The organism is Xanthomonas sp. D-109, assembly GCF_017746095.1.
In the GTDB taxonomy this organism is placed as follows: Bacteria; Pseudomonadota; Gammaproteobacteria; order Xanthomonadales; family Xanthomonadaceae; genus Xanthomonas_A; species Xanthomonas_A sacchari.
On record NZ_JAGHWV010000011.1, the window covers coordinates 206,448 to 232,419 of the forward strand.

At 68.3% G+C, this 25,972-nt stretch carries 24 protein-coding genes and 4 tRNA genes; 7 read left to right on the forward strand and 21 right to left on the reverse strand.

The window, feature by feature from the left end:
* Positions 1–77: 77 nt before the first annotated feature.
* The 7 genes from J7357_RS12420 to J7357_RS12450 form a co-directional block, all read right to left on the reverse strand.
* Positions 78–2,231: a LamG-like jellyroll fold domain-containing protein gene (locus tag J7357_RS12420; RefSeq protein WP_209246812.1), complete on the reverse strand. Its 2,154-nt coding sequence runs from the start codon at positions 2,229–2,231 to the stop codon at positions 78–80.
* A gap of 296 nt (positions 2,232–2,527) precedes the next feature.
* Positions 2,528–2,803 carry a hypothetical protein gene (locus J7357_RS12425; protein WP_209246814.1) on the reverse strand — a complete coding sequence of 92 codons (276 nt, stop codon included), beginning with the start codon at positions 2,801–2,803 and terminating at the stop codon, positions 2,528–2,530.
* Positions 2,790–3,089 carry a hypothetical protein gene (locus J7357_RS12430; RefSeq protein ID WP_209246816.1) on the reverse strand — a complete coding sequence of 100 codons (300 nt, stop codon included), beginning with the start codon at positions 3,087–3,089 and terminating at the stop codon, positions 2,790–2,792. Before J7357_RS12430 ends, J7357_RS12425 begins: the two co-directional genes overlap by 14 nt.
* Before the next feature lie 53 nt (positions 3,090–3,142).
* Complete coding sequence (locus J7357_RS12435) at positions 3,143–3,433, reverse strand: hypothetical protein (protein WP_209246818.1); 291 nt, start codon at positions 3,431–3,433, stop codon at positions 3,143–3,145.
* A gap of 124 nt (positions 3,434–3,557) precedes the next feature.
* A tRNA-Leu gene (locus J7357_RS12440) sits at positions 3,558–3,644 on the reverse strand.
* 183 nt (positions 3,645–3,827) lie between these two features.
* The gene (gene hemN, locus J7357_RS12445; protein WP_209246820.1) at positions 3,828–5,234 is read right to left on the reverse strand and encodes an oxygen-independent coproporphyrinogen III oxidase; all 1,407 of its coding nucleotides are present in this window, start codon (positions 5,232–5,234) and stop codon (positions 3,828–3,830) included.
* 44 nt (positions 5,235–5,278) lie between these two features.
* Entirely contained in the window at positions 5,279–5,722 is a 444-nt protein-coding gene (locus J7357_RS12450; protein ID WP_244667467.1) for a group III truncated hemoglobin, read from the reverse strand.
* Positions 5,723–5,948: 226 nt separating this feature from the next.
* Here J7357_RS12450 and J7357_RS12455 point away from each other — a divergent pair, with 226 nt between their 5' ends.
* From J7357_RS12455 to J7357_RS12465, 3 genes are all read left to right on the forward strand, one after another.
* Complete coding sequence (locus tag J7357_RS12455) at positions 5,949–6,254, forward strand: hypothetical protein (RefSeq protein ID WP_209246824.1); 306 nt, start codon at positions 5,949–5,951, stop codon at positions 6,252–6,254.
* A gap of 104 nt (positions 6,255–6,358) precedes the next feature.
* Positions 6,359–7,387: a 4Fe-4S dicluster domain-containing protein gene (locus J7357_RS12460; protein WP_343237412.1), complete on the forward strand. Its 1,029-nt coding sequence runs from the start codon at positions 6,359–6,361 to the stop codon at positions 7,385–7,387.
* Between the two features lie 232 nt (positions 7,388–7,619).
* Complete coding sequence (locus tag J7357_RS12465) at positions 7,620–8,636, forward strand: hypothetical protein (RefSeq protein ID WP_209246826.1); 1,017 nt, start codon at positions 7,620–7,622, stop codon at positions 8,634–8,636.
* Between the two features lie 134 nt (positions 8,637–8,770).
* Here J7357_RS12465 and J7357_RS12470 read toward each other — a convergent pair whose 3' ends face one another.
* The 3 genes from J7357_RS12470 to J7357_RS12480 form a co-directional block, all read right to left on the reverse strand.
* Positions 8,771–9,085: an antibiotic biosynthesis monooxygenase gene (locus tag J7357_RS12470; protein WP_209246828.1), complete on the reverse strand. Its 315-nt coding sequence runs from the start codon at positions 9,083–9,085 to the stop codon at positions 8,771–8,773.
* 69 nt (positions 9,086–9,154) lie between these two features.
* Complete coding sequence (locus J7357_RS12475; protein WP_209246830.1) at positions 9,155–9,955, reverse strand: alpha/beta hydrolase; 801 nt, start codon at positions 9,953–9,955, stop codon at positions 9,155–9,157.
* On the reverse strand, positions 9,952–10,314 hold the full coding sequence (locus J7357_RS12480; RefSeq protein WP_209246832.1) for a nuclear transport factor 2 family protein: 363 nt from the start codon (positions 10,312–10,314) through the stop codon (positions 9,952–9,954). The genes J7357_RS12475 and J7357_RS12480 overlap by 4 nt, the downstream gene beginning before the upstream one ends.
* 105 nt (positions 10,315–10,419) lie before the next feature.
* Here J7357_RS12480 and J7357_RS12485 point away from each other — a divergent pair, with 105 nt between their 5' ends.
* Complete coding sequence (locus tag J7357_RS12485) at positions 10,420–11,214, forward strand: helix-turn-helix transcriptional regulator (RefSeq protein ID WP_209246834.1); 795 nt, start codon at positions 10,420–10,422, stop codon at positions 11,212–11,214.
* A gap of 140 nt (positions 11,215–11,354) precedes the next feature.
* Here the strand turns inward: J7357_RS12485 and J7357_RS12490 are convergent.
* Together J7357_RS12490 and J7357_RS12495 are read right to left on the reverse strand one after the other, a co-directional pair.
* Positions 11,355–11,430: transfer RNA gene (locus J7357_RS12490), tRNA-Gly, on the reverse strand.
* A 343-nt stretch (positions 11,431–11,773) separates the two neighbouring features.
* A complete protein-coding gene (locus tag J7357_RS12495; RefSeq protein WP_343237413.1) occupies positions 11,774–12,292 on the reverse strand; it encodes a DUF4087 domain-containing protein in 519 nt (172 codons plus the stop codon).
* Between the two features lie 579 nt (positions 12,293–12,871).
* Between J7357_RS12495 and J7357_RS12500 the strand changes: the two genes are divergently transcribed.
* Both J7357_RS12500 and J7357_RS12505 read left to right on the forward strand, forming a co-directional pair.
* Positions 12,872–12,945: transfer RNA gene (locus tag J7357_RS12500), tRNA-Cys, on the forward strand.
* A gap of 218 nt (positions 12,946–13,163) precedes the next feature.
* Positions 13,164–14,348 (forward strand): hypothetical protein, encoded by a 1,185-nt coding sequence (locus tag J7357_RS12505; RefSeq protein WP_209246836.1) that lies wholly within the window; start codon positions 13,164–13,166, stop codon positions 14,346–14,348.
* Between the two features lie 471 nt (positions 14,349–14,819).
* On the opposite strand, the gene J7357_RS12510 is transcribed toward J7357_RS12505, so the two are convergent.
* The 6 genes from J7357_RS12510 to kdsB all read right to left on the reverse strand — a co-directional run bounded on the left by J7357_RS12510 (position 14,820) and on the right by kdsB (position 20,115).
* Positions 14,820–14,895: transfer RNA gene (locus J7357_RS12510), tRNA-Gly, on the reverse strand.
* Between the two features lie 36 nt (positions 14,896–14,931).
* On the reverse strand, positions 14,932–15,567 hold the full coding sequence (gene pgsA, locus J7357_RS12515) for a CDP-diacylglycerol--glycerol-3-phosphate 3-phosphatidyltransferase (RefSeq protein ID WP_010342633.1): 636 nt from the start codon (positions 15,565–15,567) through the stop codon (positions 14,932–14,934).
* 9 nt (positions 15,568–15,576) lie between these two features.
* On the reverse strand, positions 15,577–17,436 hold the full coding sequence (gene uvrC / locus J7357_RS12520) for an excinuclease ABC subunit UvrC (protein ID WP_010342634.1): 1,860 nt from the start codon (positions 17,434–17,436) through the stop codon (positions 15,577–15,579).
* Positions 17,433–18,854, reverse strand: coding sequence for a hypothetical protein (locus J7357_RS12525; RefSeq protein ID WP_209246838.1), 1,422 nt, complete (start codon positions 18,852–18,854; stop codon positions 17,433–17,435). Before J7357_RS12525 ends, uvrC begins: the two co-directional genes overlap by 4 nt.
* On the reverse strand, positions 18,851–19,339 hold the full coding sequence (locus tag J7357_RS12530; RefSeq protein WP_209246840.1) for a low molecular weight protein-tyrosine-phosphatase: 489 nt from the start codon (positions 19,337–19,339) through the stop codon (positions 18,851–18,853). Before J7357_RS12530 ends, J7357_RS12525 begins: the two co-directional genes overlap by 4 nt.
* Positions 19,336–20,115: a 3-deoxy-manno-octulosonate cytidylyltransferase gene (gene kdsB / locus J7357_RS12535; protein WP_209246842.1), complete on the reverse strand. Its 780-nt coding sequence runs from the start codon at positions 20,113–20,115 to the stop codon at positions 19,336–19,338. The genes J7357_RS12530 and kdsB overlap by 4 nt, the downstream gene beginning before the upstream one ends.
* Before the next feature lie 188 nt (positions 20,116–20,303).
* On the opposite strand from kdsB, the gene J7357_RS12540 reads away from it, so the two are divergent.
* A complete protein-coding gene (locus J7357_RS12540; RefSeq protein ID WP_244667469.1) occupies positions 20,304–22,508 on the forward strand; it encodes a TonB-dependent siderophore receptor in 2,205 nt (734 codons plus the stop codon).
* A gap of 226 nt (positions 22,509–22,734) precedes the next feature.
* On the opposite strand, the gene lpxK is transcribed toward J7357_RS12540, so the two are convergent.
* The 3 genes from lpxK to J7357_RS12555 are packed head-to-tail and all read right to left on the reverse strand — an operon-like array spanning position 22,735 to position 25,972.
* The gene (gene lpxK / locus J7357_RS12545) at positions 22,735–23,769 is read right to left on the reverse strand and encodes a tetraacyldisaccharide 4'-kinase (RefSeq protein WP_209246844.1); all 1,035 of its coding nucleotides are present in this window, start codon (positions 23,767–23,769) and stop codon (positions 22,735–22,737) included.
* Positions 23,766–25,538, reverse strand: coding sequence for a lipid A export permease/ATP-binding protein MsbA (msbA, locus tag J7357_RS12550; protein ID WP_209246846.1), 1,773 nt, complete (start codon positions 25,536–25,538; stop codon positions 23,766–23,768). Before msbA ends, lpxK begins: the two co-directional genes overlap by 4 nt.
* A complete protein-coding gene (locus tag J7357_RS12555) occupies positions 25,535–25,972 on the reverse strand; it encodes a biopolymer transporter ExbD (protein ID WP_019800228.1) in 438 nt (145 codons plus the stop codon). The genes msbA and J7357_RS12555 overlap by 4 nt, the downstream gene beginning before the upstream one ends.

The window sequence follows — 25,972 nt, forward strand, 5'->3', positions numbered from 1 at the left end:
TATGTGCGAGATCGCATCGGTGCGGCCATGCACCGATGCTTATTCAAGGAGTAAGGGCAGCGCGGCTGCCCGCCCGCTCAGCGGGCGAGGCCTGCGATGAAGGCCGCGTCCTGCGCGCCGCTGTAGATGCGCAGATCCTGCATGCGGCCCTTGAAGTAAGGATCGCCGCCGTACTGGGAGCGGCCCAGCCAGGTCTGCGTGGTCTCGCCCAACTGGAAGGGATTGATCCAGATGCCGTCTGCAATGGCGACTTGCTTGCCGTCCACGTAAAGCGTGCCCACTTTCCCCGAGAGCGCGACCGCCACATGCACCCAGCGCCCGGTAGGCAACGCATCGGCCTTGACCGACTCTTCGTTCCAGAACTGATTGCGGGAACTCGAAAAGCGCAGCTTGCCGCTGCCGTCGCGTGCGAGCAGCGCCATGTACGCCACGTCGTTGGAGCCGAAGTCGAAAATGCGCGCGTTGACCACCGACGCATCCCAGTACACCCACACCGCCACCGTGACATCGCCCAATGCCGACACCGCACCGTCGGGCAGCAGCACATGACCGCTGCGGCCGTCGAACTGCAGGGCGCTGCCGCCGTTACGGCCTGCACCCCAACTGGTGCCGCCCTGCAAGCGTCCATGCCGCCCGCGGCCGCTGGCGTCGTTGGCATCGCCGTTGAGCGGCAGGTGCAACCACAACTCACCGGGAACCGCCACGCGCGCAGTCTCCGCACCGAGTATCGGCCCGGCGTCCTTGGTCAGTGCGACGATGCGGTAGTACCAGGTGCCCTGCGCGGGAACGTCGGTGTAGGTACACGGATCGGCGACGCGCGCGATCGCCGCGAACGGGCCGTTGGGCGACGCGGCCCGCTGCACCACGTACAGCGAAGCGCCTGCACTGCCCCACCACGACAGTTGCACCTTTCCGTTGCTCAGGAAAGCGCTGAGGCCGCTGGGTGCGGCCGGCGCGACCGGATCGCGCGCGTAGAGCAAGGTACCGATGCCAGGCTGATCGCCACCATCGACGCGCTCGGGCCGGATCATGTCGCGCATCGCCTCGCTCCAGGGAGCCGCGAGTCCCTTGCGGTTCACATAGTGGTTGCAGATGAGCTCCCAGTTGGGCCGCAGTTGATTGGTGCCCGCCGTCGCGGTGCCCAATCCGAACACCCCGTTGTAGGGCGCGAACGGCAGCGTGAACAGCGCATTGCCGCTGGTATCGGTCAGATTGGTCTTGGCCACGTATTCCGCACCGGCCAACAACCGGTTATTCCAATGACCGAACAGATCCTCACCCTGATTCCAGGCCATCTCGCACAACATGCCGGCCAGCGAGATGCCGAGGGTCGAGTGCCCCTGATCGCGATGGCTCTCCTGCCATTGCCCCAGATACCCAGGATGCAGGTAGTAGACGTTGTTGGCGCTCGCGCCGTTGCCGCGACCCGTCTTGTAGTAGCCGCTCGCTTCGGCCATCAGGTCGGCGCGGTCGCAGAACACGCCGATCGCATAGATGGAGCAGATGTTGGCCAGGTCCCAGTTGGCCCAATAGTGCGTGACCTTTCTGATCTCCGTGCCGTTATGGTCGACCAGGAAGTCGTGGCACTTCGGGTAGAACACGTTGAGCAGCATGGCCTGAAAGCGCGCCTGATCTTGCGTCGCCCAACCGGAGTACGTCCGCATCAGCTCGGCGGCGTTGGCCCACTGGTTGCCGTAGAGGCCCGAGGCAAGATAGACGTTCGAGTTGCCACCCAGTTCGGTCAAGGTCGACGACCAGGCATTGAGGAACGCGATGGCCTTCTTCGCATAGCGCTCGTCGTTGCTGATCTTCCAGCGCAAGGCCAGGTGCAGCGTGCGCACCATGTCGCCGATCATCTGCCAATAGTTCTCGCCCTCCACGCCACGCGTCACCAACGCCAGGGGACGCGGCGTCGCGTCGAGGTTGGTGTCGTTGGTCTTGAGCATCATGTTCCAACCGCCCACCCACGGCTCGGCGTTGGCAGCCAACTTGTCGCGGATGCGCTGCAGGTCGGCCTCGGTGACCAACAGGCCGGGATGCACGATGCCGGACACCCCGGACGTAGCGGTGGCCAGCGCATCGGCACCGCCGACGTGATGCAGCCTGGCAGACGTCGGCGAAGCGCCTACGGCACGTGCGGTGATTCCCAGTGCCAGCGCGCCCGCAGTCCCGAGAAGAAAGGTGCGGCGGCGCTGCAGGATGGCGTCTTCATCGTCGTTCGAGAATTGCATCGCCTCTACCCTCCCGCATCGAAAGATGCGGGCGAGTCTAGACTCAGGCGTCGCGCGTATCGGCGATTGGAACTGCGCCAACGAACGGCAATGCAACAAACCATGACGCAATGCCGAAGCTTGCGTGATGCGGCGCGCGCCTTGTCATCTAGTAGACACGCGCGTCGCGAGGCCATGGCCCGGTGCCTTCCTTCTCAGAAATACAGATGAGAAATCATCCAGTAAGACGGCCTGGATAGACGATAACGAAGATCCGCCAGCGAAATTCTGGCGGATTCATCTGATTACTTCTTACATCACCAGTTGATGGCAACTCCATTTCCATCAACAATCTTGGCATCACCCAACATAGACCTAGCAAAATTAGCTGCCAACTCGCTTGCCTGGGTCGCATCAATTCCTAGAATTCTTCTATCTTCTGTCAGCACTCCAGGCATATGTACGACACAGTAGAAGTCATCTTCACCTGAAGGAATCGGCTCCGATATTTTAAGCAAAAAGGGCTCCATACTTCCATTTTTTTCAATAAAAGCATTGACATCTATATTTTTGCTAATTTTATTTTCGTCCACACCTAGCTTTGACCTCTATTAATGACGCACGAAGTTGATCGATGTCAAACATGTCGCCTACCAACTGCTCGGTAGTGAGGCATTCCACAGGAGTGCCTGGTTCCGTAGCTGTCAATGCTGAGCCCGTCTCGCAATAGCTATAGACGTCCTGAAAATACCAGATATCACCATCCACATCTTCGTCAGAAAGATTCACCCCAAGCAAAACGTAAGCCGTTATCTCTGGGAAGCGCATCCCTGGATCAAGATAAGTAACCCTATAATAAATTCCATCTACATTTTTCATGCAGCGATCTCATTCGCTACTCAACGAAGTCATGGTGGGTTACAGAATTCACGTCAGTAGCGCTTGACCCTGATCTCTTCCAACAAGTCATGGAGCCGATCGGCATCCAGCATGTCGCCCTTCAACTCGTCGTCTGACAGACATACCACGGGAACGTCTGACCCTGTTGCGGTCAGCGCTGAACCAGATTCGTAATAGCTGAAGACGTCCTGAAAATACCAGGTATCGCCCTCCACATCTTCATCAGAAAGATTCATCCCAAGACAAACGTAAGCCTGTATGACGGGCAAGCGCATCTTTGGGTCCAGATAGGTAACTCGATAGTAGATTTCATCGACCTGCATGCAACCACCTTGTCGGCAGGCAAAGAATTCCTCGGCAGCGCCAGTACAAGTTCTAAACTGCAGGCAGCTGCACAGCGGCGGAGCCGATCGGAGCCGCCAAAGCACTGAAACTCTTACACACCCATGGTGCCCGGAGCCGGAATCGAACCGGCATGGGGTTGCCCCCGGCGGATTTTAAGTCCGATGCGTCTACCAGTTTCGCCATCCGGGCCTGGTGGCGCGTAGCGTGCCTGATCGCGCGGCGCTTGTGAACCGCAGGGCGCTGCCGATTCGCCAGACGCGCCGAACCGAGACACCACATGCCGGCATCGGCAGGCCTGCGCACCGCCGCCGAAAAATCCCCGGCACCGCCGCCACGGCGGCACCGGGGATGCCAACGGCAAGCTTGATGCGCTCAGATCGCGCGCGAGTAGCGCGCCGGCTGGTCGGGCTGGCGCAGGTAGCGGTCGAAGCACATGGCGATCAGGCGCAGCAACGGGCGGCCTCGGGCGGTGGCCTGGACCACGCCGTCGCGGTAGTCGGCCAGGCCGTCCGCGCACAGCGGCGCCAGCGCGCGCAGTTCCTCGCGGAAATAGCTGGCGACGTCGATGCCGTGGCGCCGCGCCACCGCCGCCACGTCCACCCGCCCCTGGCACATCAGCTGCTGGATCAGCTCGGCGCGCAGGGCATCGTCGGTGCTGAGTTGCAGGCCGCGCAGCACCGGGCTGTCGCCGGCATCCACCGCCGCCTCCCAGGCCGGCAGGTCGCGCTGGTTCTGGCTGTAGCTGGCGCCGATGCGGCTGATCGCGCTGACGCCCAGGCCCAGCAGGTCGGTGTCGGCGTGGGTGGTGTAGCCCATGAAGTTGCGGTGCAGGCTGCCCTGCCTCTGCGCGCGCGCCAGGTCTTCCTGCGGCAGCGCGAAGTGGTCCATGCCGATGTACTGGTAGCCGGCCGCCGAGAGCCTGCTGACCGCCAGCCCGAGAAGCGCCAGCTTCTGTTCGGCGTCGGGCAGCTCGGCGTCGGCGATGCGCCGCTGCGCCTTGAACAGCTGCGGCATGTGCGCGTAGCCGTAGACCGCCAGGCGGTCCGGTCGCGCGGCGATCACCGTTTCCAGGGTCTGCGCGAACCCGGCCAGGGTCTGCCGCGGCAGGCCGTAGATCAGGTCGACGTTGACCGAGCGCATGCCGTGCGTTCGACAGGCACGCAGGATGTCCAGGGTCTCGTGCACGCCCTGGCGACGATTCATCGCCTGCTGCACCAGCGGGTCGAAATCCTGGATGCCCAGGCTGGCGCGGTTGAAGCCCAGTTCGGCCAGGGTGGCGACGTCCTGCGGGGTCACCGTGCGCGGATCCAGTTCGATGGACATCTCGCGGTCCGGCGCCTGGCTGAAGCGGAACAGGCCGCGCAGGCCCTGCACCAGTTCGCCGAGCAGCTCGGGCGCGAGGAAGTTGGGGGTCCCGCCGCCCAGGTGCAGTTGCACCACCTCGCGCTCGCCGTCGAAACACGCGGCCATCATCGCCGCCTCGCGCAGCAGCCGCTGCACGTAGGCGCGGCCGCGCTGCGGGTCGCGGGTGATGACCCGGTGGCAGCCGCAGTAGAAACACGGACTGCGGCAGAACGGCACGTGCACGTACAGCGACAGCGGCCGCCGCGGATCGCTGGCCTGGACCGCGGCGAACAATTGCGCCGGGCCGAAGCCGGTCTGGAAATGCGGCGCGGTCGGGTACGAGGTGTAGCGCGGGCCGGGGCGGTCGTAGCGGCGCAGCAGGTCGGCGTCGAAGGTCCAGGCGGCGGAGGGATCGGGCGCGGTGAGGATGTCCATGGACCGAGCATGCGCGGCGCCCGGCGCGGCCGCCTTGACCTGGATCAATCCGCGCACGTGGCCGGCGGCAGCGGCGACACCGGCTCGAACGGGCGCCAGCTCATCTGGTGGCGGCGCCAGAAGGTCTCGGCGATGCGCTGGGCGATGTCGTCGGCCAGCAGCCGCATCGGCGCATTGCTCAGCTCGGCGGTGGTGGCGCGGAACAGGCCCAGCCAGCGCTGGAACAGCAGTGCACTGAGTTCGCGCATGGCCATGTGCCGCGGCATCGGCGCGCCACGGAAGCGGCGCGTGCCGCGCAGCATCGCCGACCAGAAATCGCACAGCTGGTGCTGGTGCGCGTCCCAGTCCTCGATGTGCGCGGCGAACACCGCCGACAGATCCGCATCGGCGCGTACGCGGCGGTAGAACGCCTCCACCAGCGCCTGCACCTCCGCCTCGCTGCACAGGTACGGCCCCGGCAAGGGCATGCCTTCGATCTCGTCCCGCATGGCCCGCTCCATCTCGTTCGACCGGCCCAGTCTCCACGCGATGGCAGCGGCGGCCTTGATCAGGATCAATGCCGGCCCTGCCCGCGCTGCCTAGTCTGCAGCTGCGGCATGCGCCGACGCCGGTGTCGACGGGGGATCGGCGGCCAGGCGGCTGGCAGGCGCGGCGACGTGTGGCGCCGCTGCCTTGGCGCATGCCGCATCTCCCTTTCGCGATGGAACCACCGTCATGCCCTCAGCCGACGATCCGCTGCTCGATCCGCTCGATCCAGACGCGCCGCGCCCGCTGGTGCAGCGCTTGGGGGTGATCCTGTGGCCGAGTTTCCTGGTCGCCGGCGCCATGAGCGTGCTGTTCTTCGCCCTGGTCGATCCGCTGGCGCTGCGCGACATCACCTTCCCCGGCCGCCAGCTGAGCCGCGAACTGGGCTACACGGTGGGCTTCTTCATGTTCTGGCTGGCGACGCTGGCCTCGAGCCTGCTCACCGGTTTCCTGTTGCGTCCGGCGCCGCATGGCGACGCCGCGCCGCTGTCCTGAGCGGACTGCCGATGCCGCGTCCCATTCCCCTGCGCCTGGTCACTGCGCCCGTCACGGCGGCCGGTCCTGCACCGCCAAAACGCTACACGCAGGTGCGACGCATTGTGCTTTGGCTGCTGTTTGCCGGTTTCTACGTACTGCCGTGGCTGCGCTGGCACGGCCGCCAGGCGCTGCTGCTGGACCTGCCGGCGCGGCGCTTCGACCTGTTCGGCTGGACCCTGTGGCCGCACGACGTCGGCTGGCTGCTGCTGGCGCTGGGGGCTGCCGCGGCGGCCCTGGCGGTGCTCACCACCGTCGCCGGGCGCCTGTGGTGCGGCGTCGCCTGTCCGCAGACGGTGTGGGGCCATGCCTTCGCCTGGATCGAACGCCGTTTCGCCGGCTGGCCCGCCGCGGCGCGCCATGTGGTGTGGGCGAGCGTGGCGCTGTGGACCGGGGTCAGCTTCGTCGGCTATTTCGTGCCGATCGCCGATCTGGTCGCACGCCTGCATCCGTTCGCCTGGAGCGGCTGGGAGACGTTCTGGGTGCTGTTCTACGCGCTGGCCACCTGGGGCAATGCCGGCTTCCTGCGCAGCCAGGTCTGCCGCTACCTGTGCCCGTACGCGCGCCTGCAGCCGCTGCTGTGCGACCGCGACACGCCGCTGATCGGCTACGACGCGATGCGCGGCGAACCGCGCGGCGCCCGCGCCTGCGGCCACGGCAGCATCGCCCAGCGCGGGCGGCGCCTGCTCGATCCCGTCACCGCCCGCGACTATGCCTGGCGCGCCAGCATCGCCCAGCTCGCCGGCCAGGGCGGCAGCCGCGGCGAGGCCCTGGCTGCGTATGCCGGCACCCTGCCCAAGTTCAGCGCCGAGCAGCTCGGCGACTGCGTGGCCTGCGACGCCTGCGTGCAGGCCTGCCCGGCCGGCATCGATCCGCGCAACGGCGCGCACTACGCCTGCACCGCGTGCGGCGCCTGCATCGACGCCTGCGATCGCAGCATGGACCGCCATGGGTTCGCCCGCGGCCTGCTGCGCCGGGCCGGCGCCAATGCCATCGACCGCCAGCCGCGGCGCTGGTGGCGGCGGCCGCGGCTGCTGGGCGGCGTCGCCGCGCTGTCGATCGCGCTGATCGCGTGGTGGTGGCTGGCGGCGTGAGCCGATCCGGGCCGGCGCCAGCTGTTCTTGCAACACCGGACTGACATCCCGACCCTTGGGCCATGCGAACCCACGCGTGCAATAGCGGGAAGCGCCCAGGTGGCGAAGCGCCACCGCGCTACGCTGGAAGCCGCGATCGGGACTCACTCGCCCGTGACTGCGGACGCGATGGGCGCGACGCATGTCCCGCGAAGCGGGACTTCCCCCTCCACCGGATCCGACAGGAGCGACCATGGGACACGCCAGGAATGGGCACAGGCTGTTCACCTGCTTCTGCCTCGCCATCGGCCTTTCGACCATCGCTCATTCGGCTAGCGCGGCGCCAGCGACACACTATGTCGATCTCGCCACGCCGTTCGAACAGGCCGCGCTCGAGACGGCGGGCCAACCGGACGATGCACGGATCGCGGCGGTCCGGGCGCGCATCGATGCGATGCTGCCCGGGCTCTATCCAGAAGGTGCCGGCACAGACAAGCGGATCGGCGCCGCATTGCATCAGCTTTCCGTCGATCACGAGGACTACGACCGCGCCATCGGCGATTTCCCGGCCGCCCTGAGCGGCGCGATCGCGCGATTCAAGCGGGCATTTCCCGGCTTCGCGTCACCGCTGCCGATCTACCTCTATCACTCGCTCGGGCAGCGCGATGGCGGTTCGGACTACCTGCAACCGGGCCATCGGCACGTGATGCTCTTCGGCGCCGACCTGATCGCGAAGTACCACGCCGACGATTCGCTCGAACCGTTCCTGATCCACGAGCTCTTTCATCTGGAACACGCCCGCCACTTCGCCGATTGCGACCAACTCTGGTGCACGCTGTGGCAGGAAGCGCTGGCCGTCGACGCGACTGCCACACTGATGCCACAGGCGACGGATCATCAATTGCTGCTCGACATCCCCTCGCCTATTCGCGCAGCGACCGATCGCCGCTGGTCGGTGGCCCTGTGCTTCGTCGCTGCACATTTCGACGACGCCGACAGCGCGGCGACCTCCAGTGCCCTGCAGATGGGCGGTCGTCCCCCGGATGGGCTGCCGGATCGCTTCGGCTACTACCTGGGTCTGCGGCTTGCGCAAGCGACGGGCCTGGACATCACCCGGCTTTCGCGCCTCGACAACAAGGCCGCGCGCCCGATCGCCCGGGCTGCGCTGGCGAAACTGATGACGGACGCAGCGGTCACCTGCGCAGCGCCTTCGATCGGCCCCGCGACGATGCGCCAGCAGACGGACGGTGCGCCAAGCGATGGACGCTGAGGCGTCGATGTCCTTGCACGCAACCGCGCATCGGCCTGCGCGACCTCGGCCAGGTCGCGATCGTCACCACCACGATGCTCGCGCAACGCCGAGTCCAGCCTCCTCCAACCGCACGTCGTCATTCGCGGCCGACCTCAATCGGCGCGCAACACCGTCCAGATGGCGATCTGCCTCGGCGCAACCAGCAGATCGTCCAACGCGGCGTGCCACTCGCGCCGGTACGGCCGATGCAGTTGCACGTCGAGGACATCTTCGCGGTCGGCCCAGGTCTCGTGCAGCTGGAAGACATTCGGTCGCTCGGGATCGACGTGCAGCGCCGCATGCACGAAGGTCTGCTCGTGACGCATCGCGTTGAGCACCGGGTCGAGCAGCGCGCGAAAGCGGCCGACCTGATCCAGCTTGACGTGGAAGGTGATGACGTAGGTCTCAGGAGGTGTCCTCAAGTTCATGCCAACGTCTCCGCTATCTGCACTTCGGCGACACGATCGGCGCCGTCGCGTTCGCCCCCGACCCGCAGCTCATGGGCAGGACCTCACCCGCCGCACGATATCGCCGGCAAGCCGCGCCGCATGCGTCACCATCACGCCATGCGCCACGCCTGCGTAGACGATCAGTTCGGCGCCCGGGATGGTCGCCGCATAGACACGGCCACTGGCATCGAGCGGCGCGGACACGTCGCGGTCGCCATGCAGGATGGTGACAGGCAGCGTAAGCGCGGCGGCCTCCGCCGAGAGATCGCTCAGCGCGATGGTGCGCTGGAACGCGACCACGGCGCGGCGGGAGCAGTCCAGCACCATGGCGGCCATCCATGCGTTGACGCGATCCGGTGCACCTGGCGCGAAGGGTGCGATATTGGCGTCGATCCAGCCCGACAGGTCGGAGGCGAGCTGCGCGCACAGTGCATCCACCAGTGCCGGGGTGATCCCGCTGTCGCCGACGACCCGCGGACCGGTCGCCCCGACGAGGATCAATCGCGCGATCCGGGTACGACCGTGGCGCGCGAGATAGCGGATCGCCTCGCCGCCTGCCCCCGAATGCGCCACCAGAGTGACACCGTCCAGGTCGAGCGTCTCCAGCACGGCGGCCAGGTCGTCGGCGAGCGCGTCGTAGCCGTAGTCGGGACGGTCGGTCGAGCGTCCGTGGCCATTGCGGTCGTACGCGATGGTGCGCAGGCCGGCGGCGTTGAGGTGGAGCATGGTGTCGCCCCAGATCCGGCCGTCCATCGCCCAGCCCGCCAGCAGGACCACGGGCGGACCCTCGCCCCAGTCGCGCACGAACAGCGCATGACCATCGCCACGCGGGATGAAGGCCGGCGTCATGCGCTGTCCTTGTCGAGAAAGCCGATGACTTCGGCGATACGCCCATCCGCTGCGAGTCGGGCGATATCGGTTCCGGCGGCGATCGGCGCGCCGTGTTCGGGCGACAGCGTCCAGGAGAAGCGCACGAAGGGGCCGTGTGCATCGGGCGCGCCGCGCAGCGCGAATCGGTGGCCGGGAATCTGTGCGCGGGCAGCCGCGATCATCGCGGCGATGCCGTCATGGCCTGCGCCGGTCATCATCGGATCGGCGTAGCGGGCATCGGCGGTCCAGCCGTCGGACAAGCGCCGGTCGCGCGAGGCCGCATCGGCATCGTTCCATAGCGCAAGATAGGCACGTGCCAGCGTGTCCGGGTCGTTCATCGCCATCTCCTCGTCGTTGATGGGCCGAGCATGCCGACGCCGATCGGACGACGCGATTACCTCCCAGGTAATGGCACCACTGCCGCAGGTCGCTAGGATGAGGACATGACGACACACGCGATCACCGTGGGCGACGTGCTGCGCGACTGGCGGGCCAGGCGCCGGCTCAGCCAACTCGATCTGGCCTGCGCGGCAGAGGTGTCCACGCGCCATCTGAGCTTCGTCGAGAGCGGGCGGGCGGCGCCCAGCCGCGACCTGCTGCTGCGCCTGGCCGAACCGCTGGCGATGCCGCTCAGGGAACAGAACCGGCTGCTGCACGCGGCGGGCTATGCGCCGGTGCATGGCGAACGCGCCCTCGACGCGCCCGACATGGCGGCCGCGCTGGCGGCCGTCGACGCGGTGCTGCGCGCTCACGCTCCGTTTCCTGCACTCGCGCTCGACCGTCACTGGAACCTGGTACGCGCCAACGACGCAGCGGCCGCGATGCTGGTCGGCATCGATCCGACGCTGCTGGTGGCGCCCATCAACGTGTTGCGCGCGAGCCTGCATCCCGATGGCCTGGCGCCGCGCATCGCCAACCTCGCCGAATGGCGGCACCATCTGCTGGCCCGGCTTCGCCTCGACATCGACCGGTCGGCCGATCCCGAACTCGAAAGGCTGCATACCGAACTCAACGGCTTCCCCTGCCCGGCCAGCGATCGCCCGCACGGCGCTGCCGCACGGATCGCGGTGCCGCTTTCGATCCGCAGCGGAGCAAGCGGAAGCATCCTGTCGTTTCTCTCCACCACCACGGTCTTCGGTACCGCAACCGACGTGACCCTGGCGGAGCTGACGCTGGAATGCTTCTACCCCGCCGACGACGCGACCAGACAGGCGCTCCTCGCCGGCTCGCTTGCGTGAGCGACGGCGCAGCGCGCAGCGCCGGCAGCGAGGCCGGATCTGGCGCTATCAGGGAAAAGACGAATTGCGGAAACGAAAAAAGGAGCCGCAGCTCCTTTTTCGGGGTTTCACCCGCCTCGCAAGAGGCACGTGACGCAATCTGGAGCGGGAAACGAGACTCGAACTCGCGACCTCAACCTTGGCAAGGTTGCGCTCTACCAACTGAGCTATTCCCGCTTGGGAGCCGCGCATTCTACACGCCTCCCGGGAGGTGCGCTAGCCCTTAGTTGCAAAAAAAAGTCCGCCGCCGGCTGGCGGCGTGCCAGGCCGCGATTCGGCCTTTCCCGTTCGCGGTTCTGCGGCGTTGGGGTCGGACCGGCAGCAGCCGCCTGCACGCCGGGTCGGGCAGCCACCGGCCGGCGCGACACGCAACCGCGGCCGTCCGATCCTGAACGCAGCGAACGGTGACCATGGCGGCGTTCGGCCGGGCACGGCTGCCTCGCTGAATCGGAACGCATTCTCGGCGGCAACGCATCCCCCCGATGGCAGCGCACCGGCAACCGGCCACGCAACCGAGGCGCTACTTCAGCGGATTCTCCGGCTCCCTGCCCTGCAGCGCCTTGTCCTGTCGGCAGGTCTTCAAGGGCTGCACCGTGGCGGACACGATCGTGGTCACCTCCCGGGTGTCGTCACGCGCGCGCACCTTGAGGCAGGCGCAGCCATAGCCGGCACTGCCTGTGCCGGTCGCCACCCAGCGCGCCGGCGGAAACGTCGGCCACGTACCCTCGGCCTGGTGCCCGCCCTGCTGGCCGACGGTCCACTCGCCGTCCTTGTCAACGAGCGTGGCGTTGCCTGGCGTGGGATTGTCGAACCAGCCGCAGCGCGTGACGGTTTGCGCGGGCGGCGCAGCGTGGGCGGCAGCGCACAGGCCGAGCGCCGCGACCAGCGCCGCACCCACTACGTTTGCGAAACGCGGGACGGGTCGCGATGGAATCATGAGGTCAGGAGCGAATGGCGAGGCCGGCATCATCGCAAAAATGGCGCTGCCGGTGACGCCACTACGTTGACGCAGGAGAGCGCGCTGGCGACGGCTTTGCACGCCAGGCCCGCACGCACACTGCCGCCTACATGGCCACGGACGGCGGGCCGCCCGTGAAACTAAGGCGAATCCCTTGTGCCGAACACGACGCTGTGGACGCCACAGGCGCGGAGGTGCCGACGTTCACCCTGTTCGACGCGTTGCTCGGCTGCGACCACGACCGCTGGAGTTGGCGTTGAACGTGCGCAATCTCGCCGACAGATCCTCCTCCGCAACTGCCCCCACCTACGACAACTGTTACTACGGCGAACAGCGACGCGTAGCCGCAATGGCCACGTATCGCTGCCGAAGGCGCGCAGGCGCGCTTGTCCTTACCAACCCCGCACAGAACCAATCGCGAATTCACCACCACCTGTATGAAGGCGTTCGACATAACAGCATCGAGCGCAGGCTTGCCAAGCTGGGGGGCTTGGTACACAATGCAGTCCGTTGTGCGCTGGACTGGTTCAAAAAAATCTTTTGAATCAATATGTTGGATTATTGCCACAGGGCAATGTCCAGTTCCCGCCACAAAGGCCCCGCCAGCGGGGCTTTGTTTTGTCAGACGCCACGGGCGTTGCGACGAGACATCAGTCCACCGGCCTGGTGGCAGAGTGGTTATGCAGCGGACTGCAAATCCGCGTACGCCGGTTCAATTCCGACCCAGGCCTCCAGTTTGACGATGCAGCGAATCGGGCCGCCTTTGCGGCCCTTTTTGCGTTTCGCGATTTCCGCATTGCGCTATGCGGTGCAATGCTGCCGTGGCGCCTCTGGAATGATCAGCACAGCGCCACGCCGGCCTAGGTAGACAAGCGCACACTCGCACTGCGCCCCACGCGATCGACGCGTTACCGCGCTCTAGCATGGCGCCACACCCAACCGAGGCATCGCCATGAACCGATGGACACGCTGGAGCGGCACCGTCCTTTGCCTGGCCGCGAGCGCCACCGCCACCGCGCAGACCTGCGCACTGCAGTCGCAGACCGTGGACCTGCCGCTGGTCTCCAGGGCCACGCCCAAATTCGCCTACCAGGTCCGCGTGCAGCTCGGCAGCGATGCCGATGGCCGCAGCAGCGGCAGCCAGGTGCTGGAAGTCGATACCGGTTCCACCGGCGTGGTGGTGCCACTGAGCGACGCGCTGCGCAGCGCCTGGGACGCGTCCAGCACGCCCGGCTACATCTTCTACTCGAGCGACGGCAAGTATCACCCCGGCAAGTACGTGGACGTGCCGATGCGACTCGGTGTTTCCGCCGACGGCAAGAGCGCCGCGGCGCGGGTGGACCGCATCACCGTACTGGCGGCGCAGTGCACCTGCGATGTCGCCAGCGTCGCCCAGCCCCCCAAGCCGCTGGCGCAGGTACCCGCCACCTGCGCCGGCTACGACGGCAGCCCCGCGTTGAGCAGCACCACGCAGGTGCTGCGCAACTGCAGCACCATTTCGCCGGGCTTCGGCATGATGGGCGTGGGCTACGACCGCGGCGTCGACGCCGCGCGCAATCCGTTTCTCAACCTGGCGCAGATGCGTGCGCAGCGCATGAGCCCCGGCTACATCGTCGGCGCCAAGGGCATCACCCTGGGTGTCAGCAAGCAGGCATTGACCGGTTTCGCCCTGGTGCCGCTGCAGCGCGGCGCGGCCACCGCCACCGCACCGAGCGACTGGCAGGCGCCCACTGCCTGCGCCAGCTTCCCCGGCAGCGGCAGCGACTACCGTGTCTGCGGCAAGCTGCTGCCCGACACCGGCGTGTCCTACATGATGCTCAATCCGGTGGTGCCGCCCGCTACGCCCGAGAGCCTGCAACAGACCGTGGAGATGGCAGGCCATCCCACGCGCGTGGTGCCGGATGCCACCCAACTGCGGCTGGATGTCGTCGACGCCAAGGGACAGCCGGTGTTCGGCTACGGCTTCGCGGTCGGCGACGGCAAGGCGGCGACGCCGGACAGCGTGCAGTGGCGCGGACCGCTGAAGACGCCACCGGCGCACATCAACAGCGGCCGCCACCTGCTCGCCGCGGGCGACTACGCCTACGACGCCGCGTGCGGGCATGCCGGCTTCCGTGCGGCCACTCCAAAGCCCTGAGGCGGCACGAGAACACAGGGGCGCATTTCTCGCGTCGCGGTCGCGCCTGTATGACGCGCTCGCCGCTGGCGCGCGACGCGGTCAGCGCACGGTGGCGAGTACAGACTGATGCAGCGCCCGCGGCATCCTCAACGCCGCCGCGGCGCCTGCATCTTGATCCAGCCGAGATTGCGCATGGCGAACGGCGCGCCCTCATTCAACGTTGAGCAGCCGACAACCTGCATGAGCACCGGCGCGGCAGGCCAAGGCAGCGAGCTGGATCGCTTCCGACAACGGCAGCTGACACGGCCATCCGGCGATGCGATGCGATGGCGGCGGCCAACTGACGCAGTGCAGTTCGCCATCGCGTTGCCGGCGACCGCATCAAGCGAAACGGCACTGCGCGACGGCGCGACGCGCGTGCATCGCATCTGCCGGTGCAGAGCCTCCGCCAAAACGAAAACAGGACCCGAAGGTCCTGTTTTCATGATCTGGAGCGGGAAACGAGACTCGAACTCGCGACCTCAACCTTGGCAAGGTTGCGCTCTACCAACTGAGCTATTCCCGCTTGAGGCCGCGAATTCTACCGGGACCACGCAGCCTGTCAACCGTTGCCTTCGATTTTTTTCGCGTTCTTTTCCGCCACCGCCGCGCGCTCGTCGTCGCGCAGGCTCGGCCAGGCCGCATGCAAGTACTGGATACCAGACAACAGGGTCAGGATCGCCGCGATGGCCAGGGTCCAGTCGCCGACGTGGAAGACAAACAGGCCCATCCACACGCTTTCCGGCGGCGAGCCGTCGGGCATCACCGAGTACAGCAGGCACAGCAGCGCCACCATCTGCGCGGTGGTCTTGATCTTGCCGATCATCGCCACGCGCACCTTGGCGCGCTGGCCGATCTCGGCCATCCACTCGCGCAGCGCCGACACCGCGATCTCGCGGCCGACGATCACCGCCGCCCAGAACGCCATCCACGGCGTCGGGTGGCCCTGCACGATCAGGAACAGCGCCACCGCCACCATCAGCTTGTCGGCCACCGGATCCAGGAACGCACCGAACGCGGAGTACTGGTGGTAGCGCCGCGCCACCCAGCCGTCCAGCCAGTCGGTGAACGCGGCCAGGCCGAAGATCGCCGCCGAGGCGAAGTTGGTCCAGGTGTACGGCAGATAGAACACCAGCACCAGCACGGGGATCATCACGATCCGCAGCAGCGTGAGCCAGGTGGGGATGGTCAACTTCATTGCGCTGCTCTACTCACCTGCCGGATCGGGTACCGGCAGCCCGTGCAGGTTAGCGTAGATTCGTGCAGCCAGTGCGTCATTGATCCCTTCCACCCGCGCGATCTCGGCCTCGCCGGCGGCCTTGAGCCCGGCCAGTCCGCCGAAGTGCTTGAGCAGGCTGGCGCGGCGCCGCGGGCCGATGCCGGGGATGTCCTCCAGCTTGCTGGTCATGCGCGCCTTCTGCCGGCGCCCGCGGTGGCCGGTGATGGCGAAGCGGTGCGCCTCGTCGCGCACCTGCTGGATGAACTGCAGCGCCGGCGACGCCGCGCCCGGCCGCAGCTCGCGCCCGTCCGGCATCACCAGGGTCTCGTGGCCGGCGCGGCGCTCGGCGCCCTTGGCCACACCGATCAGCAGCACCCCGTCCACGCCCAGGTCGGCCAGCGCGCCGGTGGCCTGCGCCAACTGGCCGGCGCCGCCGTCGATCAGCAGCACGTCCGGCAGCACCGCATCGCCCTTGCCCTCGCCTTCGGCGGCGCGGCGGAAACGGCGCTCGATCGCCTGGCGCATCGCCGCGTAGTCGTCGCCCGGCTCGATGCCGCTGATGTTGTAGCGGCGGTATTGGCTGCGCACCGGGCCGCTGGCATCGAACACCACGCAGGAGGCCACCGTGGCCTCGCCCATGGTGTGGCTGATGTCGAAGCATTCCACCCGCTTGACCGGCTCGGCCAGGCCGAGCATCTCGCGCAGCGCTTCGCTGCGCGCGTGCTGGGCGTTGCGGCTGGTCAGTTCGGTGACCAGGGTGGCCTGGGCGTTGCGGCTGGCCAACTCCAGGTAGCCGGCGCGCTCGCCGCGCACGTTCCACTTCAGCTGCACCTTGCGCTCGGCGGCCGAACTCAGCGCCGCCTCGATCAGCTCGGCGTCGGGAATCTCGCGGTCCAGCAGCACCTCGCGCGGCGGCGCGTGCTCGACGTAGTACTGCGACACGAACGCGCCCAGCACTTCGGCGGCGCTGTCCTCGCCGTTGGTCTTGGGGAAGAACGCGCGGGTGCCGAGATTGCGCCCGTCGCGGAACGCCAGCAGCAGCACGCAGGCGTTGGCGCCCTGGGTGGCGCAGGCCAGCACGTCGAGGTCGGCGGCGCGGCCGTCCACGTACTGCCGGCTCTGCATGCTGCGCAGCGAGCCGAGCAGGTCGCGCAGGCGCGCGGCGCGCTCGAACTCCAGGCGCTCGCTGGCGGCCTGCATGGCCTGCACCAGTTCCTCGCCGAGCTGGTCGCTGCGCCCTTCCAGGAACAGCGTGGAGCGGCGCACCGCCTCGGCGTACTCGTCGGCCGCCACCAGCGCCACGCACGGCGCGCTGCAGCGGCCGATCTGGTATTGCAGGCACGGCCGCGAACGGTTGCGGAACACGCTGTCCTCGCAGCTGCGCAGCTTGAACAGCTTGTGCATCAGGTTCAGCGTCTCGCGCACCGCGGTGACGCCGGGATACGGCCCGAAGTAGCGCCCGGGCACCGCGCGCGGGCCACGGTGCAGGGTGATCCGCGGCCACTCCTCGCGGGTCAGCAGCACGTAGGGATAGCTCTTGTCGTCGCGCAGCGACACGTTGTAGCGCGGCGACAGCGACTTGATCAGCTGGTTTTCCAGCAGCAGCGCCTCGCCCTCGCTGCGGGTGACGGTGACGTCCATGCGCGCCACCTGCGCCAGCATCGCCATGGTCCGCGCATTCTTCGGCGAGCCGCTGAAGTAGCTGGACACGCGCTTGCGCAGCGCGCCGGCCTTGCCGACGTAGAGCAAGGTGTCGTCGGCGGCGTACATGCGGTAGACGCCGGGCGCGGTACTGAGGTTGGCGGCAAAGGCCTTGCCGTCGAACGGAGGCAATTCGGGGGTACTCATTCGCCGATCGCGAGGTCGCGCAGTTCGCCGCTGGCGATGTCGTAGCGCAGCACCGCATGCGCATCGGTCTCGGCGATCCACACGGTGCCCGCGCTCACTGCCAGCCCGCCCGGGCCGTGCAGGCGCCGCGGCAACACTGCAGTGGAGAGTTCGCCGCCGCCCAGGCGCAGGCTGCGCAGGCTGCCGTTGCCGCTGTCGGCGATCCACAGCAGCGGCGCGTCCGGGCTCAGCGCGATCGCCTGCGGGAACTGCAGGCGCGCCCGGCTGCGCGGTCCGTCCTCGTTGCCGAAATCCCACGGCCCCTGGCCGCCGAGCAGGGTCTGCACCAGGTCCCCGCGCAACTGCATCGAGCGCACCGCCGAGCCCAGCGCATCGCACACGTACAGCACCTGCTGCACCGCGGCCAGGCTGCACGGCTGCGCGAACGCGGCCAGGTGGCCGCTGCCGTCGCGCAGCTCCAGCCCGCCGGCGCCCGCGCGCCAGCGCAGGCTGCGGCTGCCCAGGTCGTAGCTCCAGATGCGGTTGTCGCCGGCCATCGCCAGGTGCACCTGGTTGTCGGCGATCACCACGTCCTGCGGATGGTTCAACGGCGCCAGCAGCGGTTGCTCCACACGCCCCTCGACCGGCTCGCCGGCGCGGCCGTTGCCGCACAGCGTGTCGACCTGGCCGGTGAGGAGGTTGATCCGGCGCAGCGCATGGTTGCCGGTGTCGGCCACGTACAGCACGCCACGCTCCAGCGCCAGCCCGCGCGGACGGTGGAACGCCGCCTCGCCGATCGCGCCGTCGATGAAGTCGGCGGTGCCGATACCGAACTGGCGCAGGACGCGGCCATTGGTGCTGCATTCGAGAATGCGGTGATGACCGCTGTCGGCCACATACAGCAGATCGTCGGCCACCACCAGGCCGGTCGGGAAGCGCAGCGGCAGGCGCGGCTCCGGCTGGGTCTCGCGGGCGTCGCGCAGGTCCTCGTCCAGCGGCAACGGCTGCCCGGCGCACAGCGCGTGCAGCGCCTTGTCCAGTTCGGCGCCGCCGATGCCGACCAGGCGCTCACGCTCGACACCGCCGGCGTCGATCAGCACCAGGGTCGGCCAGGCCTGGATGTCGAAGCGCTGCCAGGCGGCCCAATCGGCATCGAGCAGGATCGGCGCGGACACGCCCTGGCCGCGCAGCAGCTTCAGCGCCCGCTGCGGCTCGCGCTCGCTGTCGAAGCGCGGCACCTGCACCACGATCACCTGCAGCCGTCCGGGATTGCGCGCCTGCCACTGGCCCAGTTCGGCCAGACGCTGCGCGCACCACACCGAGGCGGCATTGACGAAGGCCAGCACCAGCGCCCGGCCCTGCAGGTCGCGCAGGCGGATCGGCTCGGCGTTGAGCCAGGCGCCGGACGCGGGAAGTTCCAGGGCGGCGATGGAATTCATCGGCCGATTATGCCGGAGCCGAGGTCGGCGGACAGTCGTGCCACGCTGCCGGCGGCCGCTTCGTCTACCAGTTGCCAGACCTGCTCGAACTGCGCGCTGCCGCCGGTGTACGGATCCGGAATCTCGCTCCGGCCATGCACCCCGGCCCACGGCAGCCACAGCGCCACGCGCTCGCGCGCCGACGCCGGTGCGCGCTGCAGCACGTCGCGCAGGTTCGCCGCATCGGCGCACAGCAGCCAGTCGAATTCGGCAAAGTCGCGGTCGCGCAGTTGCCGCGCGCGCAGGCCGGCGATGTCCACGTCGTGCGCGGCCGCGCAGGCGACCGCACGCCGGTCAGGCGGCTCGCCGCGGTGCCAGTCGCCGGTGCCGGCCGAGTCGACCTCCACCACGCTCGCCAGTGGCGAGCGCTGCAGATGGTGGCGCAGCGCGCCCTCGGCCATCGGCGAACGGCAGATGTTGCCCAGGCACACCAGCAGCAGCTTCATGCCTGACCGCCCTGCAGATAGGCCTCGGCGCGCGCCAGGTCCTCGGGCGTGTCCACCCCGGGCGGGAACGGCGCCGGCGACAGCGCCACCGCGATACGGAAGCCGGCTTCCAGCACCCGCAACTGTTCCAGCGATTCGATCCGCTCCAGCGTGCCCGGCGGCATCGCCGCGAACCGGCGCAGGAAGCCGGCGCGATAGGCATAGATGCCGATATGCCGCAACCACGGGCCGGGCAGCGGCAGCTGCGCCTGCGAGGTGGCGAAGGCGTCGCGGTGCCAGGGGATCGGCGCGCGGCTGAAGTACAGCGCATCGCCGTCGGCGCGGCGCACCAGCTTGACCACGTTGGGATCGAACAGGTGTTCGGCCGCGTCCACCGGCGTGCCCAGGGTCGCCATCTCGGCGCCGCTGTCGGCCAGGGTCCGGGCCACCGCGACGATGCCGGCGACCGGCGCGAACGGTTCGTCGCCCTGCAGGTTGACCACCAGGGTCGCATCGTCCCAGCCGGCGATGTCGGCGCACTCGGCCAGGCGGTCGGTGCCGGAGGCGTGATCGCTGGAGGTCGTGGCCACGTGCACGCCGTCCAGGTCGGCCACCGCGGCGGCGATGCGCGCATCGTCGGCGGCCACCCACACCTGCGTGGCACCGGCGGCGAGCGCACGCCGGGCCACGTGGCGGATCAGCGGCTCGCCGCCGAGCGCACGCAAGGGCTTGCCCGGCAGCCGCGAGGCGGCATAGCGGGCCGGGATGGCGACCACGAAGGGGGGCGGCGCGCTCATGCGGCGCCCGCGCGCAGGGTCATGGCTGAACGCTGGAACTCGGGAAACCGACACATGCGTTGATCTTTCTCCATTGCTTATTGAGAATAGTTCGTATTCGCCAACGAAACGGCAGCCGACCATCCTCGATGGCGCTTGCCGGCCACGCGGCGCACCGCCGTCCCCTCCCATTCTATAGATCCTGCCCGATGAACCTTCCTGCCCGTTCCGCCCGGCTCGCCGCATCGCCTGCTTGCGCCCCCGTCCGCCGCCACGCGCTGTGCCTGGCGCTCGTCGCCCTGCTGGTGCCGCTGGCCGCCAGCGCGGCCGATGCGGATGCGACCGCCGCAGAAGCGGCCTCGACCGGCGAGGCCGCGCCGACGCTGCTAGACAAGCTGCAAGTGGTCGCGCAGCGCAGCGACGGCTACACCCCGCCGGCCAGCGCCACCGGCACCGGCCTGGTATTGAGCCCCCTGCAGACGCCGCAGTCAGTGAGCACGATCAGCCGCGAGCAGATGGACGATTTCGGCCTGGACAACGCCAACGCGGTACTGGCCCTGGCCACCGGCGTCAACGTGGAGAAGATCGAGACCGACCGCACCTACTACACCGCGCGCGGCTTCGACATCATCAATTTCCAGGTCGACGGGCTGGGCCTGCCGTTCACCAACGGCGGCGCCGAGGGCGACCTGGACACGGCGATGTACGAGCGCGTGGAAGTGCTGCGCGGCGCCAACGGCCTGCTGTCCTCGACCGGCAACCCGTCGGCGACGATCAACTTCGTGCGCAAGCGCCCGACCCAGGACCTGCAGGGAAGCGTCGGCGTCACCGCCGGCAGCTGGGACATGCGGCGGGTGGACGCGGACCTGTCGGGCAAGCTCAACCACAGCGGCAGCGTGCGCGGGCGCATCGTCGCCGCCGGCCAGGACGGCGACAGCTACCTGGACCGCTACTCGCTGAAGAAGCGCAGCGTCTACGGCATCGTCGAGGCCGACCTGAGCGACAGCGCCCTGCTCAGCGTGGGCGCCAGCTACCAGAAGAATGAACCCCACGGCGGCATGTGGGGCGCCCTGCCCCTGTACTACAGCGACGGCAGCGCCACCCACTATGCGCGCTCGACCAGCACCTCGGCCGACTGGTCGTACTGGAACAGCACCGACAAGCGCGCGTTCGTGGAACTGCAGCAGGGGCTGGGCGGCGGCTGGCAGCTCAAGGCCGCGCTGAACTACCGCAAGCTGGAGTCGGACGGCAACCTGTTCTACGCCTACGGCACGCCCGAGCGCGCCACCGGGCTGGGGCTGTACTCCTATCCCTCGCGCTACGTCAGCCACGAAACCCAGAAGTACGCCGACCTCTACGCCAGCGGCCCGTTCGTGCTGGGCGGACGCGAGCACGAACTGGTGGCCGGGGTGAAGTGGGCCGGCATCGACGTCTCGCAGGTCTCCACCTACCCCGATTCCAGCGACACCAGCGCCTGGTTCGCCCTGCCCAGCCTGGAGAACTGGAGCGGCGACATCGCCCTGCCGGCGTTCACCACCGCGCCGACCGGCGCCGCGTTCGACATGATCCGCCGCAGCGCCTACGCCACCGCGCGCTGGAACCTGAGCGATGCGCTGAAGCTGATCACCGGCGTCAACCACACCCGGATCGAGAGCAGCGGCCAGAACTACGGCGTGCAGCACGTCTACGACGCCAGCAAGACCACCCCGTTCGTCGGCGCGGTGTACACCTTCGATCCGAACTACGCGCTGTACGCCAGCTATGCGGAGATCTTCAATCCGCAGACCGAACTGGACCGCAACCTGCGGGTGCTGGACCCGATCACCGGCAGCAACGCCGAACTGGGCATCAAGGGCCAGTGGCTGCAGCAGCGGGTCAATGCCTCGTTCGCCATTTTCCGCGCCAAGCAGGACAACACCGCCGAAGCCGATGCCTACGTCGGCACGCTGCAGACCTACAAGCCGGTGGACGCCACCTCCACCGGCTACGAGTTCGACATCGCCGGCCGGCTCGGCGAACACTGGCAGCTCAATGCCGGCTACACCCAGCTGAGCCTCAAGGACGACGCCGGCAACAACGTGCGCACTTACGTGCCGCGCCGCACCTTCAAGCTCGCCAGCACCTACACCGTGCCGCAGTGGGAAGCGCTGAAGCTGGGCGCGACGCTGACCTGGCAAAGCGACATCTCCCGCGACCAGCAGGCCGTGGACACCAGCGGCAATGAGATTTTCACCCGACAGGACAGCTACGCGCTGCTCGGGCTGATGGCGCACTACGACTTCACCCCGCAGTTCAGCGCCACGCTCAACGTCTACAACGTCACCGACCGCAAGTACATCAACAGCCTGTACTGGGCGCAGGGCTACTATGGCGCGCCACGCAACACTGCGCTGTCGCTGAACTACCGGTTCTAGCGCGGTTCGCTGGCGGAACGCGGTGCTCAAGGCGTGGGCTGCGACGAGCGTCGTGCCGCCTGCGTGCCTCCAGGCACCTCTCGTCGGAAGCGTCTTGAGCGTCCTGTAGGAGCGGCTTCAGCCGCGATGGGCTTTACCGGTAACGCCCCATCGCGGCTGAAGCCGCTCCTACGGGAGACGCTGGATCCGGCGCGATTGCGGCGGAAACAGTTGATGCGCCGCGCCGCTAGTCGCCGGACTCGCCGGCGCGGCCGCGCAGCTTGTCCAGCCGGTCCAGCAGGCCGATCCAGAACGCCGCCGGCAGCTCGGCGACCAGCGGCACGCTGAAGCACCAATCGTTGACGAAGGTCGCGCACTTCACCGCGTCCTTCTCGGTCATCAGCACCGGCAGTTCGCTGCCGAAGGCCAGGTCCGCGGCGCGGTACTGGTGGTGGTCGGGAAAGGCATGCGGGACCACGCCGATGCCCTGCGCGCGCAGCATGTCGAAGAAGCGCTGCGGGTGGGCGATGCCAGCCACGGCATGCACGCGCTGGCCGGCAAAGCTGCGCAGCGGCCGCGCACGGCCGCCGCGCAACGGCTGCGCGCTGTCGATGCGCAGGCGCATCGCCCATTCGCCGAAGCCGGCTTCGAGCGCGCCGCTGTCGCTGGCCTGGCCCAGGTTGATGACCCGGAAATCGCATTCGTTGCCGCGCGCCACCGGCTCGCGCAGCGGCCCGGCCGGCAGCAGGCGGCCGTTGCCGTAGCGGCGCTGGCCGTCCACCACCTCGATCTCGATGTCGCGCTGCAGGCGGTAGTGCTGCAGGCCGTCGTCGCAGACCACGATGTCGCAGCCGGCCTGCAGCAGCGCGCGCGCCGCGGCGACGCGGTCGCGGTCCACCCGCACCGGCACGCCGGTCTTGCGCGCGATCAGCACCGGCTCGTCGCCGCCCTGCTCGGCCGAGGTGCCCGGCTCGATCCAGCGCGGTTCCTGCGGCTGGCTGCGGCCGTAGCCGCGGCTGGCCACGCCCGGGCTCCAGCCGGCGTCGCGCAGGCGCTGCACCAGGGCGATGGTCAGCGGCGTCTTGCCGGTACCGCCGGCGGTGAGATTGCCCACCACCACCACCGGTGCGGCGATGCTGTGGCGCTTGCGCCAGCCGCGCCGGTACAGCGCACGGCGCAGCGCGATCGCCGCCGCGTACAGCGGGGTCAACACGCGCGCATGCAGCGGCGGCGAACCCGTGCCGTACCAGTAGGCGGGGGTGTGCGGCCCGCGCTCGCTCATCCGAACTGCCTTTCGCGGAACTGCATGCTGTGCAGGTGCGCATACACCCCGCCCAGCGCCAGCAGCTCGTGGTGGGTGCCGCGCTCGACGATGCGGCCGTGGTCCATCACCAGCACCTGGTCGGCGTGTTCGATGGTCGAGAGGCGGTGGGCGATCACCAGCGTGGTGCGGTCGGGCATCAGCCGGTGCAAGGCGTCCTGCACCAGCCGCTCGGATTCGTTGTCCAGCGCCGCGGTGGCCTCGTCGAGGATCAGGATCGGCGCGTCCTTGAGCATGGCGCGGGCGATCGCCAGGCGCTGGCGCTGGCCGCCGGACAGGCGGCTGCCCTTGGCCCCGACCTGCGCCTGCAGCCCTTCCGGCAGGTGATCGACGAACTCCATGGCATTGGCGTCGGCGACCGCCTGGCGCAATTGCGCCGGACCGGCCTCGCGCATCTCGCCGTAGGCGACGTTCTCGGCGATGCTGCCGTCGAACAGCATCACCTGCTGGCCGACCAGGGCGATCTGCCGGCGCAGATCCTCCAGCCGATACTCCTGCAGCGGATGGCCATCGAGCAGGATCTGCCCGGACTGCGGATCGTAGAAGCGCGGGATCAGCTTGACCAAACTCGACTTGCCGCTGCCGGAACGGCCGACGATGGCGGTGACGGTGCCGGGTTCGGCGACGAAGCTGACCTCGGCCAGCGCCGGCCGCGCCTGCCCCGGATAGGCGGCGGTGACCTCGCGGAACTCGATCCGGCCCTGCGCGCGCTCGATGTGGCGGGTGCCGCTGTCCTGTTCCTCCGGCGCATCCAGCACCACGAACAGCCGCTGCGCCGAGGCGACGCCCCGCTGCAGCATGTTCTGCACATTGGTGAGGTTCTTCAATGCCGGGATGATCGCCATCATCGCGGTCATCAGCGACACGAACTCGCCGGCGGTCAGGCGCCCGGCCAAGGCTTCGTGGCCGGCGATCAGCAGCAGCGCGGCCAGGCCGATCGCGCCCAGCAACTGCACCGCGGCCGAGGAGATGCCGCGGGTGGATTCGACCTTCATCGCCAGATGCAGGTTGGTGTCGGCCAACTGCTGGTAGCGCTCCATCTCGCTGCCGCGCGCACCGTAGACCTTGACCTCCTGGTTGCCGGACAGGGCCTGCTCGGCGGACTGCATCAGTTCCGCGTTGCTTTCCTGGATGCGATGACTGACCCGCCGGTAGCGCTTGGCCACGCGGTCCATCACCCAGGCCAGCGGCGGCGCCACCAGCAGGATGGTGACGGTCACGGTCCAGCTGTACCACAGCATCACCGCCAGCGCGCCGACGATCTGCAGGGTCTGCTGCACCATCACCTTCATCGCGTCGACCGCGGCCTGCGCCACCTGCTCGCTGTCCGAACCCAGCCGCACCAGCATCGAGGCAACCGGCTCGGCATCGAAGCGGCTGCCCGGCAGGCGCAGGTACTTGTCCAGCACATTGACCCGGAAATCGCGGGAGATGCTCCGCGCCGCACGCCCCATCGACATGTCGGTGACGTAGCCGGCGATGCCGCGCAGCACGAACAGGCCGACGATCTGTAGCGGCAGCCACATCGCCACCTCGCGGTTGCGGGCGATGAAGGTCTCGTCGGTGATCGGCTTCATCAGCGCCAGGAAGCCGGAGCCGGCCAGCGCTTCCAGCAGCGCGCCGACGGCGGCGATCAGCAGCAGGCCGCGGTAGCCGCCGGCATAGGACAACAGGCGGCGATAGGTCCGCCAGGGGGAATCCTGGACGGGCACGTCGGTGGGTACATTCACTTGGAGCTTCCGTCCCTGTTGACTTCGGGGGCAGTGGCGATGGCGATGCGGCGGAACCCGAGCTGGCCCAGCGCGTCCTGCGCGGTGACCACCGCCTGGTAAGGCGTGCGCGCGTCGGCGCGCAGCAGCACCGGCTGTTCGCGGTCGTCGCCGGCGACCTGGGCGATGCTGCGCTTGACCGACTCCACGTCGGTGCGCAGCACTTCCTGGTCGTTGATGAAGTAATGCCCGTCGGCGTTGATCAGCACGCTCAGCGCGCGCGCCGGCGGCGGCGCATTGCGGTCGCTGGCGTTGGGCAACTGCAGTTGCAGCGTCGAACGTGCATCGAAGGTGGTGGTCACGACGAAGAAGATGATGAGCACCAGGATGACGTCGATCAACGGCACCAGGTCGATCTGCGGCTCGTCCTGGCCACGGTCATCGCGGATCCGCAC

Coding starts and splice junctions, on each gene's coding strand:
- J7357_RS12420 (WP_209246812.1), bottom strand. CDS start 2,231: ATGCAATTCTCGAACGACGATGAAGACGCCATCCTGCAGCGCCGCCGC.
- J7357_RS12455 (WP_209246824.1), top strand. CDS start 5,949: ATGCCCTCAGCCGACGATCCGCTGCTCGATCCGCTCGATCCAGACGCG.
- J7357_RS12465 (WP_209246826.1), top strand. CDS start 7,620: ATGGGACACGCCAGGAATGGGCACAGGCTGTTCACCTGCTTCTGCCTC.
- hemN (WP_209246820.1), bottom strand. CDS start 5,234: ATGGACATCCTCACCGCGCCCGATCCCTCCGCCGCCTGGACCTTCGAC.
- J7357_RS12430 (WP_209246816.1), bottom strand. CDS start 3,089: ATGAAAAATGTAGATGGAATTTATTATAGGGTTACTTATCTTGATCCA.
- J7357_RS12450 (WP_244667467.1), bottom strand. CDS start 5,722: ATGCGGGACGAGATCGAAGGCATGCCCTTGCCGGGGCCGTACCTGTGC.
- pgsA (WP_010342633.1), bottom strand. CDS start 15,567: ATGAAGTTGACCATCCCCACCTGGCTCACGCTGCTGCGGATCGTGATG.
- J7357_RS12470 (WP_209246828.1), bottom strand. CDS start 9,085: ATGAACTTGAGGACACCTCCTGAGACCTACGTCATCACCTTCCACGTC.
- J7357_RS12505 (WP_209246836.1), top strand. CDS start 13,164: ATGAACCGATGGACACGCTGGAGCGGCACCGTCCTTTGCCTGGCCGCG.
- uvrC (WP_010342634.1), bottom strand. CDS start 17,436: ATGAGTACCCCCGAATTGCCTCCGTTCGACGGCAAGGCCTTTGCCGCC.
- kdsB (WP_209246842.1), bottom strand. CDS start 20,115: ATGAGCGCGCCGCCCCCCTTCGTGGTCGCCATCCCGGCCCGCTATGCC.
- lpxK (WP_209246844.1), bottom strand. CDS start 23,769: ATGAGCGAGCGCGGGCCGCACACCCCCGCCTACTGGTACGGCACGGGT.
- J7357_RS12485 (WP_209246834.1), top strand. CDS start 10,420: ATGACGACACACGCGATCACCGTGGGCGACGTGCTGCGCGACTGGCGG.
- J7357_RS12525 (WP_209246838.1), bottom strand. CDS start 18,854: ATGAATTCCATCGCCGCCCTGGAACTTCCCGCGTCCGGCGCCTGGCTC.
- J7357_RS12540 (WP_244667469.1), top strand. CDS start 20,304: ATGAACCTTCCTGCCCGTTCCGCCCGGCTCGCCGCATCGCCTGCTTGC.
- J7357_RS12530 (WP_209246840.1), bottom strand. CDS start 19,339: ATGAAGCTGCTGCTGGTGTGCCTGGGCAACATCTGCCGTTCGCCGATG.
- J7357_RS12475 (WP_209246830.1), bottom strand. CDS start 9,955: ATGACGCCGGCCTTCATCCCGCGTGGCGATGGTCATGCGCTGTTCGTG.
- J7357_RS12435 (WP_209246818.1), bottom strand. CDS start 3,433: ATGCAGGTCGATGAAATCTACTATCGAGTTACCTATCTGGACCCAAAG.
- J7357_RS12480 (WP_209246832.1), bottom strand. CDS start 10,314: ATGAACGACCCGGACACGCTGGCACGTGCCTATCTTGCGCTATGGAAC.